This is a genomic window from Chitinophaga sancti (assembly GCF_034087045.1).
In the GTDB taxonomy this organism is placed as follows: Bacteria; Bacteroidota; Bacteroidia; order Chitinophagales; family Chitinophagaceae; genus Chitinophaga; species Chitinophaga sancti_B.
Window position 1 is genome coordinate 307,220 of record NZ_CP139247.1, and the last position, 16,107, is coordinate 323,326.

Annotated in this window: 15 protein-coding genes; 5 read left to right on the top strand and 10 right to left on the bottom strand. The window is 43.6% G+C overall.

Going from position 1 to position 16,107, the window contains the following annotated elements; genetic code table 11:
• Positions 1–129: 129 nt before the first annotated feature.
• The 4 genes from SIO70_RS01195 to SIO70_RS01210 all read right to left on the bottom strand — a co-directional run bounded on the left by SIO70_RS01195 (position 130) and on the right by SIO70_RS01210 (position 4,129).
• Entirely contained in the window at positions 130–1,197 is a 1,068-nt protein-coding gene (locus tag SIO70_RS01195; protein ID WP_320578689.1) for a saccharopine dehydrogenase family protein, read from the bottom strand.
• Between the two features lie 25 nt (positions 1,198–1,222).
• Positions 1,223–1,660: a DUF6526 family protein gene (locus SIO70_RS01200; RefSeq protein WP_320578692.1), complete on the bottom strand. Its 438-nt coding sequence runs from the start codon at positions 1,658–1,660 to the stop codon at positions 1,223–1,225.
• A gap of 123 nt (positions 1,661–1,783) precedes the next feature.
• Complete coding sequence (locus SIO70_RS01205) at positions 1,784–2,581, bottom strand: AraC family transcriptional regulator (protein ID WP_320578694.1); 798 nt, start codon at positions 2,579–2,581, stop codon at positions 1,784–1,786.
• Between the two features lie 129 nt (positions 2,582–2,710).
• Positions 2,711–4,129: an aldehyde dehydrogenase family protein gene (locus SIO70_RS01210; RefSeq protein WP_320578696.1), complete on the bottom strand. Its 1,419-nt coding sequence runs from the start codon at positions 4,127–4,129 to the stop codon at positions 2,711–2,713.
• A gap of 153 nt (positions 4,130–4,282) precedes the next feature.
• Here SIO70_RS01210 and SIO70_RS01215 point away from each other — a divergent pair, with 153 nt between their 5' ends.
• Entirely contained in the window at positions 4,283–4,684 is a 402-nt protein-coding gene (locus tag SIO70_RS01215; RefSeq protein ID WP_320578698.1) for a hypothetical protein, read from the top strand.
• Between the two features lie 37 nt (positions 4,685–4,721).
• Here the strand turns inward: SIO70_RS01215 and SIO70_RS01220 are convergent, their stop codons facing one another.
• Positions 4,722–5,282, bottom strand: a complete 561-nt coding sequence (locus tag SIO70_RS01220; protein WP_320578700.1) for a Crp/Fnr family transcriptional regulator — start codon at positions 5,280–5,282, stop codon at positions 4,722–4,724.
• 70 nt (positions 5,283–5,352) lie between these two features.
• Here SIO70_RS01220 and SIO70_RS01225 point away from each other — a divergent pair, with 70 nt between their 5' ends.
• Both SIO70_RS01225 and SIO70_RS01230 read left to right on the top strand, forming a co-directional pair.
• Entirely contained in the window at positions 5,353–6,339 is a 987-nt protein-coding gene (locus tag SIO70_RS01225) for an NAD(P)-dependent oxidoreductase (RefSeq protein WP_320578702.1), read from the top strand.
• A 223-nt stretch (positions 6,340–6,562) separates the two neighbouring features.
• Positions 6,563–7,792 (top strand): IS110 family transposase, encoded by a 1,230-nt coding sequence (locus SIO70_RS01230; RefSeq protein WP_320577102.1) that lies wholly within the window; start codon positions 6,563–6,565, stop codon positions 7,790–7,792.
• Between the two features lie 286 nt (positions 7,793–8,078).
• On the opposite strand, the gene SIO70_RS01235 is transcribed toward SIO70_RS01230, so the two are convergent.
• Complete coding sequence (locus SIO70_RS01235) at positions 8,079–8,927, bottom strand: NAD(P)-dependent oxidoreductase (protein WP_320578704.1); 849 nt, start codon at positions 8,925–8,927, stop codon at positions 8,079–8,081.
• Between the two features lie 197 nt (positions 8,928–9,124).
• Here SIO70_RS01235 and SIO70_RS01240 point away from each other — a divergent pair, with 197 nt between their 5' ends.
• Complete coding sequence (locus SIO70_RS01240; RefSeq protein WP_320578706.1) at positions 9,125–9,487, top strand: DUF2809 domain-containing protein; 363 nt, start codon at positions 9,125–9,127, stop codon at positions 9,485–9,487.
• Positions 9,488–9,607: 120 nt separating this feature from the next.
• Here SIO70_RS01240 and SIO70_RS01245 read toward each other — a convergent pair whose 3' ends face one another.
• From SIO70_RS01245 to SIO70_RS01255, 3 genes are all read right to left on the bottom strand, one after another.
• Complete coding sequence (locus tag SIO70_RS01245) at positions 9,608–11,773, bottom strand: glycosyl hydrolase family 18 protein (RefSeq protein ID WP_320578708.1); 2,166 nt, start codon at positions 11,771–11,773, stop codon at positions 9,608–9,610.
• 131 nt (positions 11,774–11,904) lie between these two features.
• Positions 11,905–13,176, bottom strand: coding sequence for an HAD-IB family phosphatase (locus SIO70_RS01250; RefSeq protein WP_320578710.1), 1,272 nt, complete (start codon positions 13,174–13,176; stop codon positions 11,905–11,907).
• Positions 13,177–13,279: 103 nt separating this feature from the next.
• Complete coding sequence (locus SIO70_RS01255; RefSeq protein WP_220388829.1) at positions 13,280–13,636, bottom strand: winged helix-turn-helix transcriptional regulator; 357 nt, start codon at positions 13,634–13,636, stop codon at positions 13,280–13,282.
• A gap of 93 nt (positions 13,637–13,729) precedes the next feature.
• On the opposite strand from SIO70_RS01255, the gene SIO70_RS01260 reads away from it, so the two are divergent.
• The gene (locus tag SIO70_RS01260) at positions 13,730–14,506 is read left to right on the top strand and encodes an alpha/beta hydrolase (RefSeq protein WP_320578711.1); all 777 of its coding nucleotides are present in this window, start codon (positions 13,730–13,732) and stop codon (positions 14,504–14,506) included.
• A 65-nt stretch (positions 14,507–14,571) separates the two neighbouring features.
• Here SIO70_RS01260 and SIO70_RS01265 read toward each other — a convergent pair whose 3' ends face one another.
• Positions 14,572–16,086: a carbohydrate-binding domain-containing protein gene (locus tag SIO70_RS01265; protein WP_320578714.1), complete on the bottom strand. Its 1,515-nt coding sequence runs from the start codon at positions 16,084–16,086 to the stop codon at positions 14,572–14,574.
• Positions 16,087–16,107: the final 21 nt, after the last annotated feature.

The following is a 16,107-nucleotide window of genomic DNA, read 5'->3' on the forward strand; positions in this document are numbered from 1 at the left end:
TAATGGAATGCGATCATGGTTTTCGAGGGAATAAAATTACTAAATATATGGAGGGGAAATATGATTAAAATCAGTACCGGGGAAGGTGTGGCTAGTCCCGGTACGATTCACTATTGAACTGATGTGGGTTTATGCGACAAGCTCTCTTTTTACACCTTCTATTTCCATAATTAATTCCGACCCATAGGCCGTAGCAGGTGTTTGATATCCTGATTTAAATTCCTTATTCAATACTTTCTTTGTAATCAACAATGCTGCCAATGCAGTCAATGTATAAGCTTCAGGCACTACCATATTTGCAGTAAGTACGTCTCCTTTCGCATTACTCACCTGTGCCCAGATAAGTGTATTTGTTTTATCCCGCATTACCTGATCCGGCCCCGGTGATTGACTTTTCACAATTGCATTGGCAATGCCACGTACAAGTTGTGTCCTCAGCAACCAATTATAAGCACCTTGTCCTTTCAGGAAAAACCAGGCTGCTTTGTTGATATTAATATACGTCTCAATGTTCGGGATACCAGTGGAAACATAAGCCGTACTCAAATCGCCCCATGGCAAACTCATGGTAAACAGCTTCTTTTGCACCCCGGGGAATTGCACATACATCCCCTTTTTTCCAACAGGTTCTTCCACCAATTTCCCATCTACTCTTGACAAACCGGGTAGTCCCAATTTAAGCACGGTATTAATAGCCGTTCCTCTTGATAAAGCACTATTCAATATAGCAAATGCGATCTTCAATGAAGTCGCATCCGGCATTTGTTGCTTCAACCATAGTGCAAGGCAGTCAGTCGGTACTACATCGTAACCTGCACCTGGCAGGAGCATCACACCACTATCGCGGGCCGCCTTATCGTAAGTGCGGATCATGTCATAAATAATCGCATCACCATTCAAATCCAGGTAATGCCGACCTTCGGTAATACATGCTTCGACCAGTTGCTTTGCTGTAAAGTCATACGGTCCGGCAGCATTTACAACAACAGCGACCTCCTGCAAAGCCTGTTGCATAGCAGGTTTATCATCCAATGCAAATACCCTGACAGGCAAGTTCAACGCTGCCCCTAATTTCTCCAAAGCCTGTTTATTTCTACCAGCCAATATAGGTTGCAAGCCAAATGCTGCCGCGTAGCGTGCTATTAATTCTCCGGTATAGCCATTTGCTCCATAGAGCAGGAATGTTTGATCCAACATGGGAGAAATGTACAAATATTCTTTGTTATACTCTCATATAATCGCCCTGCCAATCCACAACTGCACGCTTAATCTGGTCAGGGGGGAGGTTTTCGGCAACGGCTCTTTTCACCAGGTCAGGCAATTCTCCATCAGATGCGAACCTGAGGGCCAGGATCTGACCCAGGGAAAGATTCTTTTCTAATAGCTCAAACCGCTGGCCGGTGAGGGTGAAATATCTGAATCTTACTTCTAATCTGACAATCCTATCCTGGGTTGTAAGGGCGTAATGCTGTCTGAGCATGAAGCCGAGCCAACCGATGAGGAGTAATAGGAGGGTAATGAATATCCATTCCCATGATGCATCCGGATGTTTAATGGCGAAGAAGATACTGCATATAATACCTACTAAAAGGACAGGGTAGAATACGAAGTGATGAGGTGGGTAGTACCGGATGTGGTTTTGATAGTTTTGTTTTTTCATGTGGTAAAAATAGAAAAGTCCTCTATTGAAGAGGACAATCTAATAAAATAAAATTATAATTCTTACTGCTGAATAGCCATGAATTTCCTTAAAGCTCCGTTATTGGACAGGACATCATTCAACTTACGCACTCACCCTCGATGGCGCCACACCATATGCTTTCTTAAACACAAACGAAAAATGTGACAGATCCTTAAACCCAACTTCCAAATACACATCAGTAGATTTCCAACCTTTCTCCTTTATCAAAAAATATGCATCCTCCAATCGCTTCTGTTGCAACCACTTCCCGGGGGTGGTATGAAACACCTTCTCAAAATCCCGCTTAAACGTTGCTAAACTCCGCCCTGTCAAATACGCAAACCTGCTGATATCCACATTAAATTTATAATGCTCATTCATATACGCTTCCAGGTCTATTTTTCCCGGCGCACTAAAATCAAACAACAAATTCTTCAATTCAGGCTTCAATTGCAATAATAGCATTGCCGCCTCCTTCACCTTCATCATTGTCAACATGGGGTTATGTACACCCTGGCCATCTATATAAGGCTGCAATGAATCCCTATAATGTGTCAATAACTGGTGCTCCGGCAAATGGAAATTCTTCTCCCCACGAAAAATGCCATCTGCCTTCAGGCCGGTCTCCTGACTTAAACTATGTAACAACTCCTGATCTATCCTTATCCCCACTGTCTTAAAATCACCTCCTCCAACTGGCGGAATCTTTACAAACTTCGCCAATTGATTCCTCGCAAAGAACCTGAAATCACCTTCTTTAAACACATAATGCACGCCATCTAAATACACCTCCTGCGTACCTGCGACTACATAACCTAACGAATGTTCTCCAATGAAATTCTCCCCCTCCCTACTCACGTGATGGTAACATGACACCAGTATTCTATCCTTTTCTAACATAAGTTACAATTAAATTTCGGCAGGAATTTCACTTCCTGCCGGTCATTCTTGTTCATTATTTCAAGCGTTATTCTGATCTGTTCATTCTCTGAACATAGCGATCAGCCGTACTTATTGCTTCAATATCTCTCAATCCCGAATAATCGTCTTCGGCTCCACATACTCCTCCAATCCAAAGGTACCATATTCTCTCCCTATCCCTGACTGTTTAAACCCTCCAAACGGCGCCAAAGGATCATGCTGCAAGCTATTCACCATCACTCTGCCTGCCACTATCTGCTCCGCCACCTTCCTCGCTCTCTCTTCATTCGTACTACTCACATACGCTGCCAATCCATATGTCGTATCATTCGCCATCGCTATCGCCTCTTCCTCTGTTTTATATGTCAACACAGAAATCACCGGTCCAAATATTTCCTCCCTCGCTATCCGCATACCAGGCGTTACATTTGTAAACACTGTTGGCTTTACAAAGTTACCACCTTCCAATCCTTCCGGATGCCCTGTTCCACCAACTAATACCTCAGCACCCTGCTCCATACCCAATTGAATATAGGACTGTACCCGCTCATATTGCTTTACACTTACCATAGGCCCGATGGCAGTACCTGCATCTGTAGGATCACCCACCTTCACATTCGCCACCTCCTCTTTCAACAATGCCTTCACTTCATCCAAACGCGCCTCCGGCACCAACAATCTCGTACCCGCTATACATGCCTGTCCACTATTCATAAAACCGGCTGCCACCGCCATCGGAATTGCCTTTGAAAAATCAGCATCATCAAGTATGATATTGGGAGATTTTCCTCCTAACTCCAACGTCACTCTCTTCATCGTATCTACTGCTCCTCTGGCGATCGTTTTTCCCACAGCTGTTGAACCAGTAAAAGAAATCTTCGCCACATCCGTATGACGTGTCAACTCAGCACCTACTACATTCCCCAGGCCATTCACCACATTGTAAATCCCTGCCGGCAAACCGGCTTCATGAAATGCTTCCAGCACTACCTGTGTCTGCAATGCACTCATTTCACTTGGTTTAATTACCACTGTACAACCAGCAGAAATCGCAGTAGCCAGCTTTCCACAAATGAAGTTTGCATTTGCATTCCATGGTGTAATAATGCCTACCACTCCCAACGGCTCCATTCTCACCACTGATCGACCCACCTTTCTCTCAAATTCAAAATCAAATAATACCTCCTGTGCATGCAGAAAAGCGGCCAGCGCCATCTCTGTACTTGCCTTTGCACGTGACACCGGCGCACCATATTCCTGGATAGTAGCAGCAGTCAGATCATCAATACGCAAAGCAAGTGCATCGTGTAATTTTTGCAGGTATTTAATACGAATCTCCCTCGAAGAAATAGAAAACGTCTTAAATGCTTCCTTTGCACTTGCTATCGCCAACTGTGTATCTGTTTCATCACCAAGTCTTACCTGACCAATGACCGAATTTGTAGCTGGATTAATCAGCTCAAACATTTCCTGTCCATGCGGGGTTACAAATGCCCCATTGATATAAATTTTATCTATCGTTTTCATAATTGATATTTTGATAGATCAAAGGTAGGGAGAGAAGGGGTCACGCTGTTTTGTTCTAAAGCTCAAATTACTTTGTTATAAGGGTCAGGTTACATGGTACAATAAATTAAAGTTGCACTGCCAAAAAGGATAGGATAGGATTAACTTGCTTTAATGGATCAGCTTACATTTCTGCAAAGGATCTGCTTACCATTCTGCAAAAAATCAACTTACCTTCCTGCAAAGGATCGATTACCTTCCTGCAAAGGATCAGCTTACCTTCTGCAAAAAATCAACTTACCTTCCTGCAAAGGATCTGCTTACTTGCTGCAAAGAATCGATTACCTTCCTGCAAAGGATCAGCTTACCTTCTGCAAAAAATCAACTTACCTCCCTGCAAAGAATCTGCTTACCTTCCTGCAAAGAATCTGCTTACTTGCTGCAAAGAATCTGCTTACCTTCCTGCAAAGGATCTGCTTACCTTCCTGCAAAGAATCTGCTTACCTTCCTGCAAAGAATCTGCTTACTTGCTGCAAAGAATCTGCTTACCTTCCTGCAAAGAATCGATTACCATAGCTTTAATGGAATGATTACCCTGCTGCAAACAATCTGCTTACCCTACATTATCCTTTAATATCCGGTTCAAACTCCTTACACTAATCCCCATATACCCCGCCAGATCCTGCTTTGTAAAAGCAATCTGCTGCGCAGCCAGCATTTTCTGCAATTGAGGCAATAATTCTGCCATCGTATATAGTTGTTGCCTCGCCATCTTCACAGAAGAATTCGCTACCCTCGTAGCCAGCAACCGCATCACCAGGTTATTAAAAGCAGGAATAGTTTGTAAAAAATAATGAAACTGCCCGACTCCCATCGCATACAGACTCACAGGCGTCACGGCATCTACGCTACAAACGGTTTTTGTACCACGAATCGCCTCCACCTCGCCCAGCATTTCACCTTCACCCAGGAATTCAAGTATATACTCCTTGCCATTCTCTTCCGTAATCACGGGCTTCACCACGCCAGATCGGATGATATATACCTGCAGTATCTCCTGCTCCTGGAATATAAATCGTTGGCCGGCATCAAACTGTCTCATGGTAATTGCACCACCCGCTGCCGGCAGAATGTCATTGATTAATTGTAATAATGCGAGGTTTGTTTGGATCATATTGTAAATTGGGACAAATGTCCCGCGATTAATTTTTACCCAAAGTAAATTTACATCCTCAATTGATTATATGAAAATACTCATCACTGGCAGCACCGGACATCTAGGCGAAGCATTGGTCAGAACCCTCTCTCCGCAAGGGCATGAGATCGTGGCCATCGATATACAGCCTTCCTCTTTCACCAACCAGGTTGGCAATATAGCCAATGCTACCTTTGTACAACGCTGTATGGAAGGCGTGGATATCGTACTCCATACTGCCACCCTGCATAAACCACATGTAGACACTCACTCCCGCCAGGAATTTATCGACACCAACATCACTGGTACCTTGCAACTGCTGGAAGCAGCGACTGCCAATAAGGTAAAAGCCTTCATCTTCACCAGTACCACCAGCGTATTCGGCGACGCCCTGATTCCGCCTCCTGGTCAACCTGCGGCATGGATTACAGAAGATGTAATACCTCAACCCAAGAACATCTACGGCGTCACAAAAACTGCTGCCGAAGATCTTTGCCAGCTTTTTCACCGCAATCAAAAATTACCTGTTCTGATCCTGCGTACTTCCCGCTTCTTCCCGGAACAGGATGATAATAAAGGTATGCGCGATGCATTTGCAGATGATAATCTAAAAGCGCTCGAATACCTGTACCGCCGTGTAGATGTGGAAGATGTAGTATCCGCACATATCGCTGCAATGCATAAAGCGCCAGAGATTGGTTTCGGGAAATACATTATCAGTGCAACGACGCCTTTTACAACAGCAGACCTTCCTGTATTAAGAGAGCATGCACCACAAATAATAAAACAAATTTATCCGGAAGCTGCGAACATTTTCGCTCAGCACAACTGGCAATTCCTCCCGAAAATTGACAGGGTATATGTCAATGAAAAAGCACGCAGAGAACTACACTGGCAGCCACAACACGACTTTGGTTCTTTATTACAAAAATTAAAACAAGGGCAATCTATAAAAAGTAAACTGGCAGATATGATTGGTGCTAAGGGCTATCATTCAGCATCATTCTCAGAAGGTCCTTACCCGGTAAATCATTAAACCCGCCAATCACAAACCTCATTAAAGGGGGATGTATCATAAGTAACAGGAAGACCATGAGAATAGCATGAACGAAAATTATCTCCACCAGGTACCCGAATAAAACATTCATGAGAGAGGGAATTCACCAATGGGGAATGAAAACCATTTTCAAAGAAAACCCTCATGAACCGAATTCACAAACGACTATGAAAATGGTGGTACCTTCGACAAAAGTACTACCATGGAACAATCACATATCAGTTTTGAACAGGTTGTGAGTCGTGGCTGTGGCCTCGATGTTCACCAGGAGAATGTAGTAGCTACCATCAGGGGTGATAATTTGCAGGAACAAACCCGCACTTTTAGCACCTTCACAAGTTCACTTAAGGACCTGGTAGCCTGGTTGGAAGAATCGGGCATTACACATGTCGCAATGGAGAGCACGGGTGTTTACTGGAAGCCTGTTTTTAATATACTAGAACCTCACTTTGAACTTATTTTGGTCAATGCCCGGCATATTAAATATGTGCCGGGTCATAAGACTGATCGTAATGACAGTGCCTGGATTGCAAAATTATTGCTAAGCGGGCTACTAAAAGGAAGTTTTATTCCACCCCAATACACTCGTGAATTACGGGAATTGTACCGATACAAACGTAAAGTAATAGGCCAACGCTCCAGTGAATATAACCGATTACAGAACATTTTAGAGACTGCCAATATCAAATTGAGCAGCGTTGTCAGTGATGTGTTCGGCATAAGCGGCTGGTCAATGATCTCTGCTATTATTGATGGAGAACAGGATCCCATGATATTGGCCAATCTGGCCAAAGGTAGGCTCAAAATCAAGAAGCAAGAACTTATTCTTGCTTTAGAAGGTAATCTTAATGAGCATCACCGTTTTATGCTCAACCTGTCTAAAGCTGCTATCTTACAGCTAAATGAACTGCTTTGTCAGGTAGATAACCGTATTGATCAGTACTTAAGAAAATGGGAAGAAGAAGTAAAATTACTTCAGACTATTCCCGGAGTACAAAAACAAACAGCTACAGCCATCTTAGCCGAAATAGGTACAGATATGCATGCCTTCCCAAATCAGCATCATTTAGCCAGTTGGTGTGGCTTATGTCCGGGTAATAATGAAAGTGCCGGAAAAAAGAAAAGTGAACGTATCAATCATGGCAACAGTTCTCTTAAAACAGCACTGGTGGAGGCGGCCTGGGCCGCTGTACATACAAAGGAATCTTATCTGAAAAGAAGATATTACTCTTTAAGTGTGCGAAGAGGTAAAAAACGTGCTCTTATCGCCATTGCACACAAAATCCTCATTGCCACTTATTTTATACTCAAAAATAGAGTGCCATATATGGAACCGGATAATCAGGAGTGGCTTAAAAAAAGAAAGCAGGCGCAGATAAATAATTATCTCAGGCGCCTGCGCGAGCTTGAGGCATTACCCCCATCTCAATAAGATTACTAAGTTACAAAAATCGACCTCTTATTGGTGCTTTTTAAGCCTGTAAAGAAAACTGATTTAAGACTCTAAGTACAAACGATTGTTGCTATAAGCACGAAATGAAAATTTTAAGCATATAGAGTCATATCAAAATTATGACACAGACTAACTATTTTCAATGAAAAAGGGTCGTCCCGAAGTTTTGAAACGACCCCTTTATTCGGGTACCTAATGTAGATAGGTAGGCATTTTAAGCACTTTTGAAGAGGTTTATCCATTTCTGATCTCCTCTCTTCAATTATTATAACACATCTTTACTAATCACCGTCCAATCCTTATTCCCAAACCCTTTCTCTATCCACTCATCCATCACCTTCGCCACCACCGGTATCACATTCAGACTCGTTCCCGCACTCGCTGTCGCATCCATAAACAACCCCACATCTTTCCTCGCCATATTTAACTCCCATGATGGCTCATCATAAGGCGCTGACAACATCCGCTTCAACCTGGATGTTACAGACAATCCCGGATTCCAATCTCCTAATAAAGTCAGAATATCATCCCCATTTACACCCAATGCCTTACCCACTGAAAGCATATCTGTCAAACCTGCTGTCAAACATATTAAAAATGAATTCCCCACCAGTTTCATGGCAGCCGCCTTCCCAACTTCATTTCCAAAATTCACCAGCTTCCCCGTCATCGGTGCTAACACTGGCTCCAACTTACTCAACACAGCAACATCACCAGACACCAGCATATAACCAGTACTTTCCAACGCATTGCCCGGTCCCATAAACACAGGTGCATGTTGATAAGTAAACCCTTTCTCTTTCCATTCTTTTGTACGTGCCTTCGCACCCTCTACGGTAATGGTAGTATGATCTATAATCACAGCTCCCGGTTTTAATCCAGATTGCGCTGCTGCCAATACTTCATTCACCGCTGCATCATCTTTCACAACTATATGCACATAATCTGCACCTTTCACAGCATCAGACACATTCGTAAAAGCCTTTGCTCCAAAAGCCTCCATCGCAGTGGCTCTCGAAGTCGTTCTGTTCCATACCTGTACCTGCTCTCCCTTTTTAATTAAAGCCTTCGTGAAATTTGATCCTAAAAGGCCCATACCTAAGAATGCTCTCATAATTCCGTTATTTTTAATAAAGTTACGAATTTTCATCCTTTCGGTCCGGAACGAGAACGCCCATTGAAGGATAGGCTTTATCAGGAGACCCAGTATAAGCTAATACTAAAAACTTACGCTGTAAACCGTCCCCCCCAAGATACCCCTTCCCGTTAATCCTGATACATCCGCTCAATTATATTCCTATCTTAGCACCCATGTTAAAGTTTAGTCTAAAGTATTTTTTGCTGGCCCTTGCTCTCTTTATTACCGAGGTATTAATAGCCCTATATGTACACGACTCCTTCATTCGCCCCTATGTAGGTGACTATCTCGTTGTTATCTTCATTTACTGCGTAGTAAGAAGCATCTACCAGGCGCCTGTAAAACGTGTTGCCCTGGGAGTATTACTCTTTTCTTACCTGATTGAGATCGGTCAATACTTCAATCTCGTAGGCATGCTGGGACTACAACACAACAAAGCCGCCAGAATCATTATAGGCACCAGCTTTGCATGGAGTGACCTGGTTGCATATACTTTAGGCATTCTGACTGTGATACTCGTAGAGAAAAAACGATAGCATCCCCCAATAAAACATTCATGAAAAAGGGCATTCACCAACGTGGAATGAAAACCATTTTCAGAAAAAAAAGCGCTTTCACCATACGGCAAAAGCGCTTCCGGGTTTTGTCAATTAAGATTACAATCGTATCAGTTTCACACTCTCTTTCCGCGTACCCACTGCGTTAGAAAGCTTCACTATCCATGTACCTACCGGTACCTTACTAATATCTACACTTATCATCTGTGCACCCTTCGCACCTGCTGTATAAATTTTTCTCACCACAGGTCCAGTACCATCCACACTCCACAACTCAAGCACCACCTGCTCTCCAGCCGCCGCACTTACTTTCACCTGCAGCGTACTACCTGTCACAGGATTCGGATACACCGTCACAGGAATAGAATCAGCTGTTTCATAAGTAGTATTCGCTACTCTTGCACTGCTGCTACAAGCACCCAGTGGCTGCCACCAATAATCAGCAGTACCTGGTGTTACATTGTACAAACCATTGGCCAGTGACACATACAGATAACCATTGTACACCACTTTATCACCCGCATTATACACAGCAGGATAAGGCTGGTAAGTAGCCACTCCTGCACAATTACCCGTGCTGGTAGAACCCGAAACTGTAATACTCACCGCACTGCTGGTAGTAGCAGCACCCCCATTATCAGTCGCTTTTGCTGTCAGCGAATAAGTACCCGCTGCTACACTCGTCCAGCTATAGCTATAAGGAGAAGCGGTAGATGTACCTAACAAGGTAGATCCATTGTAGAACTCTACCTTCGCAATGGTACCATCCGCATCGGCAGCACTTGCTGTAATACTCACAGATGCAGGCGCTGTGTAAGAAGCACCTGATGCAGGAGCCGTCAAACTCACTGTAGGTGCTTTGTTTGAACCTGAAGAAGAACCACAATCACTTACATAAGACCACACCTGACCATCACCCGTATGTGTATCAGGTTGTTCATTCTGTGTCCACCATTTAGCAGTATATAATTTACTATTGTATACGACCTGTGCACCACCCAGGTAAACATCTGTCGCCGTCCAGGTAGCTACGCCACTACAATTACCTGTATTACCACCACCCACGGTGATCGTTACTGTAGAACTGGTTGTAGCTGCACCACTGTTATCAGTCGCTTTGGCTGTCAGGGAATAAGTGCCGGCTGCTACATTTGCCCAGCTATAAGTATAAGGAGAAGCGGTTGACGTACCTAATAAGGTTGATCCATTGTAAAACTCCACTTTCGTTACATTACCATCTGCATCAGCAGCAGTGGCAGTAATGCTGACTGTAGCACCAGCTGTAAAAGTAGCGTTGTTAGCAGGAGAGGTAATGCTGACTGTTGGATACTTGTTACCAGTATTGCCACCGCCTTTCACCAACACTTCATCGTGAATAGCAGACAATAATGAATAGGTACCCGTTGCATCCATAGATAATTCCCAAATCATGATTCCACCTCCCTGGTCATAAGCGAGGTCAGTTTTACTCTTGATGGTAGTAATACCATTATAACCCACACCATTATAAGTATCAGCATAAGGGCTGGCTCCTCTTGCGATCAGCGCAGCATAACTTTCCCATGAAGGACGTCCATAAAAAGGAACACCTAATACTGTCTTAGCTGCTGGCAAACCCTTGCCTTTCCAGTAAGAAATAGATTGAGAAGCATAGGTATAGGTAGAGTGATCATAATTATTGTAATCATACGCCATCAGGTTCAGAAAATCTACCTGTGAAAATACGCTACTCAATACACCATCGCCGCCAGTACCTACTACGGCAGCGGTTAATAATTTACCCTGTGCATGCAGTGATGTCGCCAACGCTGTCATGAGAGATACATAGTTGTTCGCAGAAGTACCTGCATCCGGGTATTCCCAGTCTATGTCAGCGCCATCCAGGTTGTACTGGTTAACGAAGTTCATGATGTTCGTCACGAATGCAGAACGGTAAGTACTGTTGCCAGCCAGTGTCTCAAAACCACTGTCATCGCCATTGTTCCAGCCACCTACAGAGATCAGCACCTTCACACCATTGGCATGTGCCAGTGATACAAGGCTCTGTAATTTATACGGATTATCAATGGATTGTAATCCACCCGTGGAGGTAGGTAATAAGAAGGCGTAATTGATGTGCGTCAGTTTGCTGTACTGTACAGTGTTCACATCTCCCTGCCAGGAGGGCATGTAACCGATTACTTTGAACTGTGCATGGGACAAAAAGGAGGTGATAAGTAACAAACAGGATAGTATTCCTGCTCTTATCATTTGTTTTGCTGTCATTTATTTGGTTTTTTAGGAATGGTTATTATGAGTATGCACAGTAGTCGTACGAGAGGGGCAACAGTACTATATTTGAGAAAAAAAAAGCTCCTGTCTTACGACAAGAGCTTTTTCAATATTCAGCTTGCATCCTAATATAAATATCTAAACTTAATCGTTCCTTCTATCTCCTTCAATCCCTTCAGTACCTGCTTATCATACTCCGCCGTCACATCCGTAATCACATACCCGATCTTATCATTCGTCATCAGGAACTGACTGATAATATTAATACCTCTCTCCGCAAATACCTGGTTCACCTTCGCAATCATACCCGGTACATTCCGGTGAATACCAATCAAACGATGTGCATTCTCCACCGCCGGCAATTGCAGATGAGGGAAGTTACTACTCTTGAAAGTATCGCCATTATTAATAAACTTTGCTACGCGTTTTGCTACTGACAATGGTTTCTTCAGGTTATCAAATACCACAATCCCACGGGTCGTACAAGCATCATAATCAATGTGTGCACTACCATTTCCCATATAACCTATTACTTTCAGCTTAGGAGCCTGGTCTAACAGTGCCTGATCTACCTTTACACCTGCTGCTAATAAAAGTATTCCTGCATCGCCAATCGCTTCCTGAGATGTCTCAATAGCAAACCCATCTTTTTTCAGAAAATGTACAGGTTCCTGCTCTACCTCACCCACTACCACACAGGTAATCCTATTCTTTGGATAAGACAACGCACTTGGTAGGTTATTCACATACAGGAACTCATCAAAGCTCGGTGTCACGTGATCCGCTTTCTCCGCCACTGCCTTACGCCGGATGTTCTCCGTAAAGGCAAAAAACTTCTTGATCATCCCAAACTCCTTCAGCTGGAAGTCAGAATGCCCATCCCCAATACCATAGATATCGCCGGATAATTGCATGTCTTTCAACAGCTTTACCTTACCACCTTCGTCAGAAAGCGGGTTGGTTTCATCAAAACCAATGATTTTACCATCAGCATCGAACACAAAAGTATTAGCGTATATATTCTCTTTTTTGATATGATAGGGCAGTACTACAGGGGTAATGAACTCCTTGAACCCACCAGATACAATCAATACATCGTCCGCATGGTGCTTGAAAAACTTCTTATTCCTGGAAAAAGAGACAGATACCTGCTTTTTCAGGTGCTTAATCAGCAATCCCAGGTGCTCTCTGCTGGCTTCCAGGAGCTTGACCCTGCCGGAAAGGCTCTCCCTGAAAGAAAGTTTCCCTTCCATGGCCAGGTTGGTCAGATCTTCAATTTTCTTGTAGATGGCCTCCCGCTCCGGGTGGTCCTGTAATGAAATGCGCGCCAGCTCATCCAATGCTTCGACCTGCGTAAAAGTGCTGTCGAAATCAATAATGTAATAGTTTTTATTCACAGATCAATTGGTTTAAAGCTACGCTCAGTGGGGGTAGCTCCCCGAAACAGGCGCTAAAACTACAAACGAAATGGGAATTTTCTAAGCGAAAAATTAAAAGTTATTATTCCCACTCCCTTTTTCCCCACTCATGCAAATCCTGCACAATCTCCAACAGCGCCGCCCCCTTCTCCGTCACCTCATACTTCACCTGGCAAGGCATCGTATCCGGCACATTCAACTTTACAGCCAGCCCTTCCGTCACAATCTCTCCCAACCGCTTTGACAGTACCTGGTCCGAAATAGTAGGAAACACCTTTTTCAGCTGGCTAAACTGGTACACCTCCTGGGAAATACAAAATAGCACCTGCATTTTCCATCTTGGACTAATCAGCTCCAATACCTCCGACACCTGACAATGTTCTGCCAGTACCTGCAGATTGTGAGCATTCATGGAGCTGGTCTTGACTTTTGTTGCCATAATTAAATCATTCATTGTGCGACTCACTTTCGGGTGAGCTATTGAATACCCAAATGACTACGTCTACTTTTGAGGTACAAAAATATCACAAAAATGAAAGGAAAATTTTTCTATTGTCTACTGCTATATTTTGCAGTGACGGGGTTAAGTCATGCCCAGACTTTCGTGCTGGTACATGGTGCCTGGCATGGGGGCTGGTGCTGGAAAGAAGTAGCCAAAGAATTGCAGGCACAAGGAGCAGAAGTATACACACCCACCTTAAGCGGATTGGGGGAGCACCAAAATGTACTCGATACCAGCATTAACCTGGAAACACATATCCAGGATATTGTCAATTTTATTAACATGCAGGATCTGCATGATGTAATATTGGTAGGCCATAGCTATGCAGGCGCCGTCATCGCAGGTGTGGCAGATCGCATTCCGGCAAGACTGAAAAAGCTAATATTCTTAGATGCGATGCTCATTGAAAACGGGAAGAGTGCACTCACATCACAACCCTCCAATCTATCTGACAATGTAAGAGCAGCCACCGCATCCAGTCATGGATTATCAGTACCCGTATGGTCTCCTGAAGTCTTTGGGGTAACTGATCCTGCACAGATCAAATGGGTGAGTGAAAGACTGACACCACAACCATTCAGAAGCTTTGATCAAACATTATCATTAAAGCATGTTTACGGCAATCATCTGCCACTCATTTACATTGCCTGTATAAAGCCACAAATGGCGCAGTTAAAGGTATTCGGAGATAAAACAAAAAGCAGTAAGGATTGGAGTTATTATGAATTGCCAACCGGGCACGATGCGATGATAACAATGCCAAAAGAACTAACTGCTTTATTATACAAAATATCGCAGGTACAGTAACGTGGAATTGTAGCGCCACACATAAAAATGGCTTTCGCCGAAGGTGAAAGCCATTTTTAAAATATTTACCCTTTCGAAATACTACCCCCAATCTGCGTCACCGTACTACTAGTTGTAAACGTCGTTCCACTCGTCCCCCCTGAATAACTACCACTCAAATACAACCCATTAAAACTACTTCCATCCGTCACACTCCCACCTGTATACACCGTATAAGTAGTATTAGACTTCAACTTACTCCCTGCAAACAACAAAGTACTAAACGCCTTCGGTGCCAAAAACGTCATCGCCTCTGTTCCATCCGCCGCTTCTATATGCACAATCTTATTCGCACTACCACTCCCCATCACCAATGAATTCACTGTAGACACACTTGCAGTCGGCGCACTCGTCGCACCACCAATACCTACTACCAAACCACCAGTTATCTTTAATGTACGTGCATCCACATCTATCCCCGCCTCGGGCGATTCACTACCTGCCGCCACTACAATACCACCCGTAATCGTAAACGTCCCATTAGAATCCATTGCATCATTACCAGAACTGATACTATAAATATGCCCCCCATTTATATACATAGCAGTACCTGCATTCATCCCATCATCCACTGTATTAGTTGACACATACCCATCATTGATCGTCAACACACTCTTACTCTCAATACCCTCACCCTCTGTTGTCGTAATCGTAATGTTTCCACCATTGATCGTCACATACGGCGTTATGGTCTCATCCCCATCCTCATAAGTAGCACCAATACCTTTCCCGGCAGTATTAATCACAAACGTACCATCATTCACCACGATATACCCTTCCTCACACTGAATACCATCATCACTGGATGTAATATTCACGGTACCTCCATCCGCAATGAATGCATCATTTGTATGAATACCATCACCTACTGCACTTGTCACCGTAATATTCCCTTCGCGAATACGTACATACTGGTCAGAACAAATCGCATGTTTATATTTACCCGTCAGGTTCAATGTTCCTGTACCACTAAATATAACCTGCCCTTCTGCAAACAATGTCCCCTTCTGATCTTCTGTAGAAGTAGCATAGCTCGCACCATCTACCAGTGTATTCGTTGTACCATCTGCCAATACGATAAAAGCACGCTTCTTTGATTGCAAATTCAATGCAGGTCCGTCACTATTGGTAATAGTCGCACCATTCAATGTCACTTGATATTTATTGTCGCTATAGATCTTCACAGATCCATCGGTAGTAGTACCCGAAATAACAAACGCTACTTTCGAAGTCGTGGCAGTAACGGTTACATCGTTACCACTGGTCGTCACTGTCACACCATTGCCATCCAACGGATTCGTAACTGTAATGGTTGTTCCAAAGTCAATAGTCACCGTACTGGAAAATGTAGAATTTTCCACCAGGTCATCTTCATCAGCAGCCGTCTCAGTCGAGCCTTCGGCCGTACCTGTCGTAAATGTACTGTCAATGCTGGAACCGGAGCCAGATGTCGTTGTTGTGTCGTTCTTTGAGCAACCGGTAGTAAACACAAGGGCTGCTGCAAACAGCGCTACATAAAAAGGTAATCGGTATAGTTGCATAACAAATTGTTAAAGAACCTT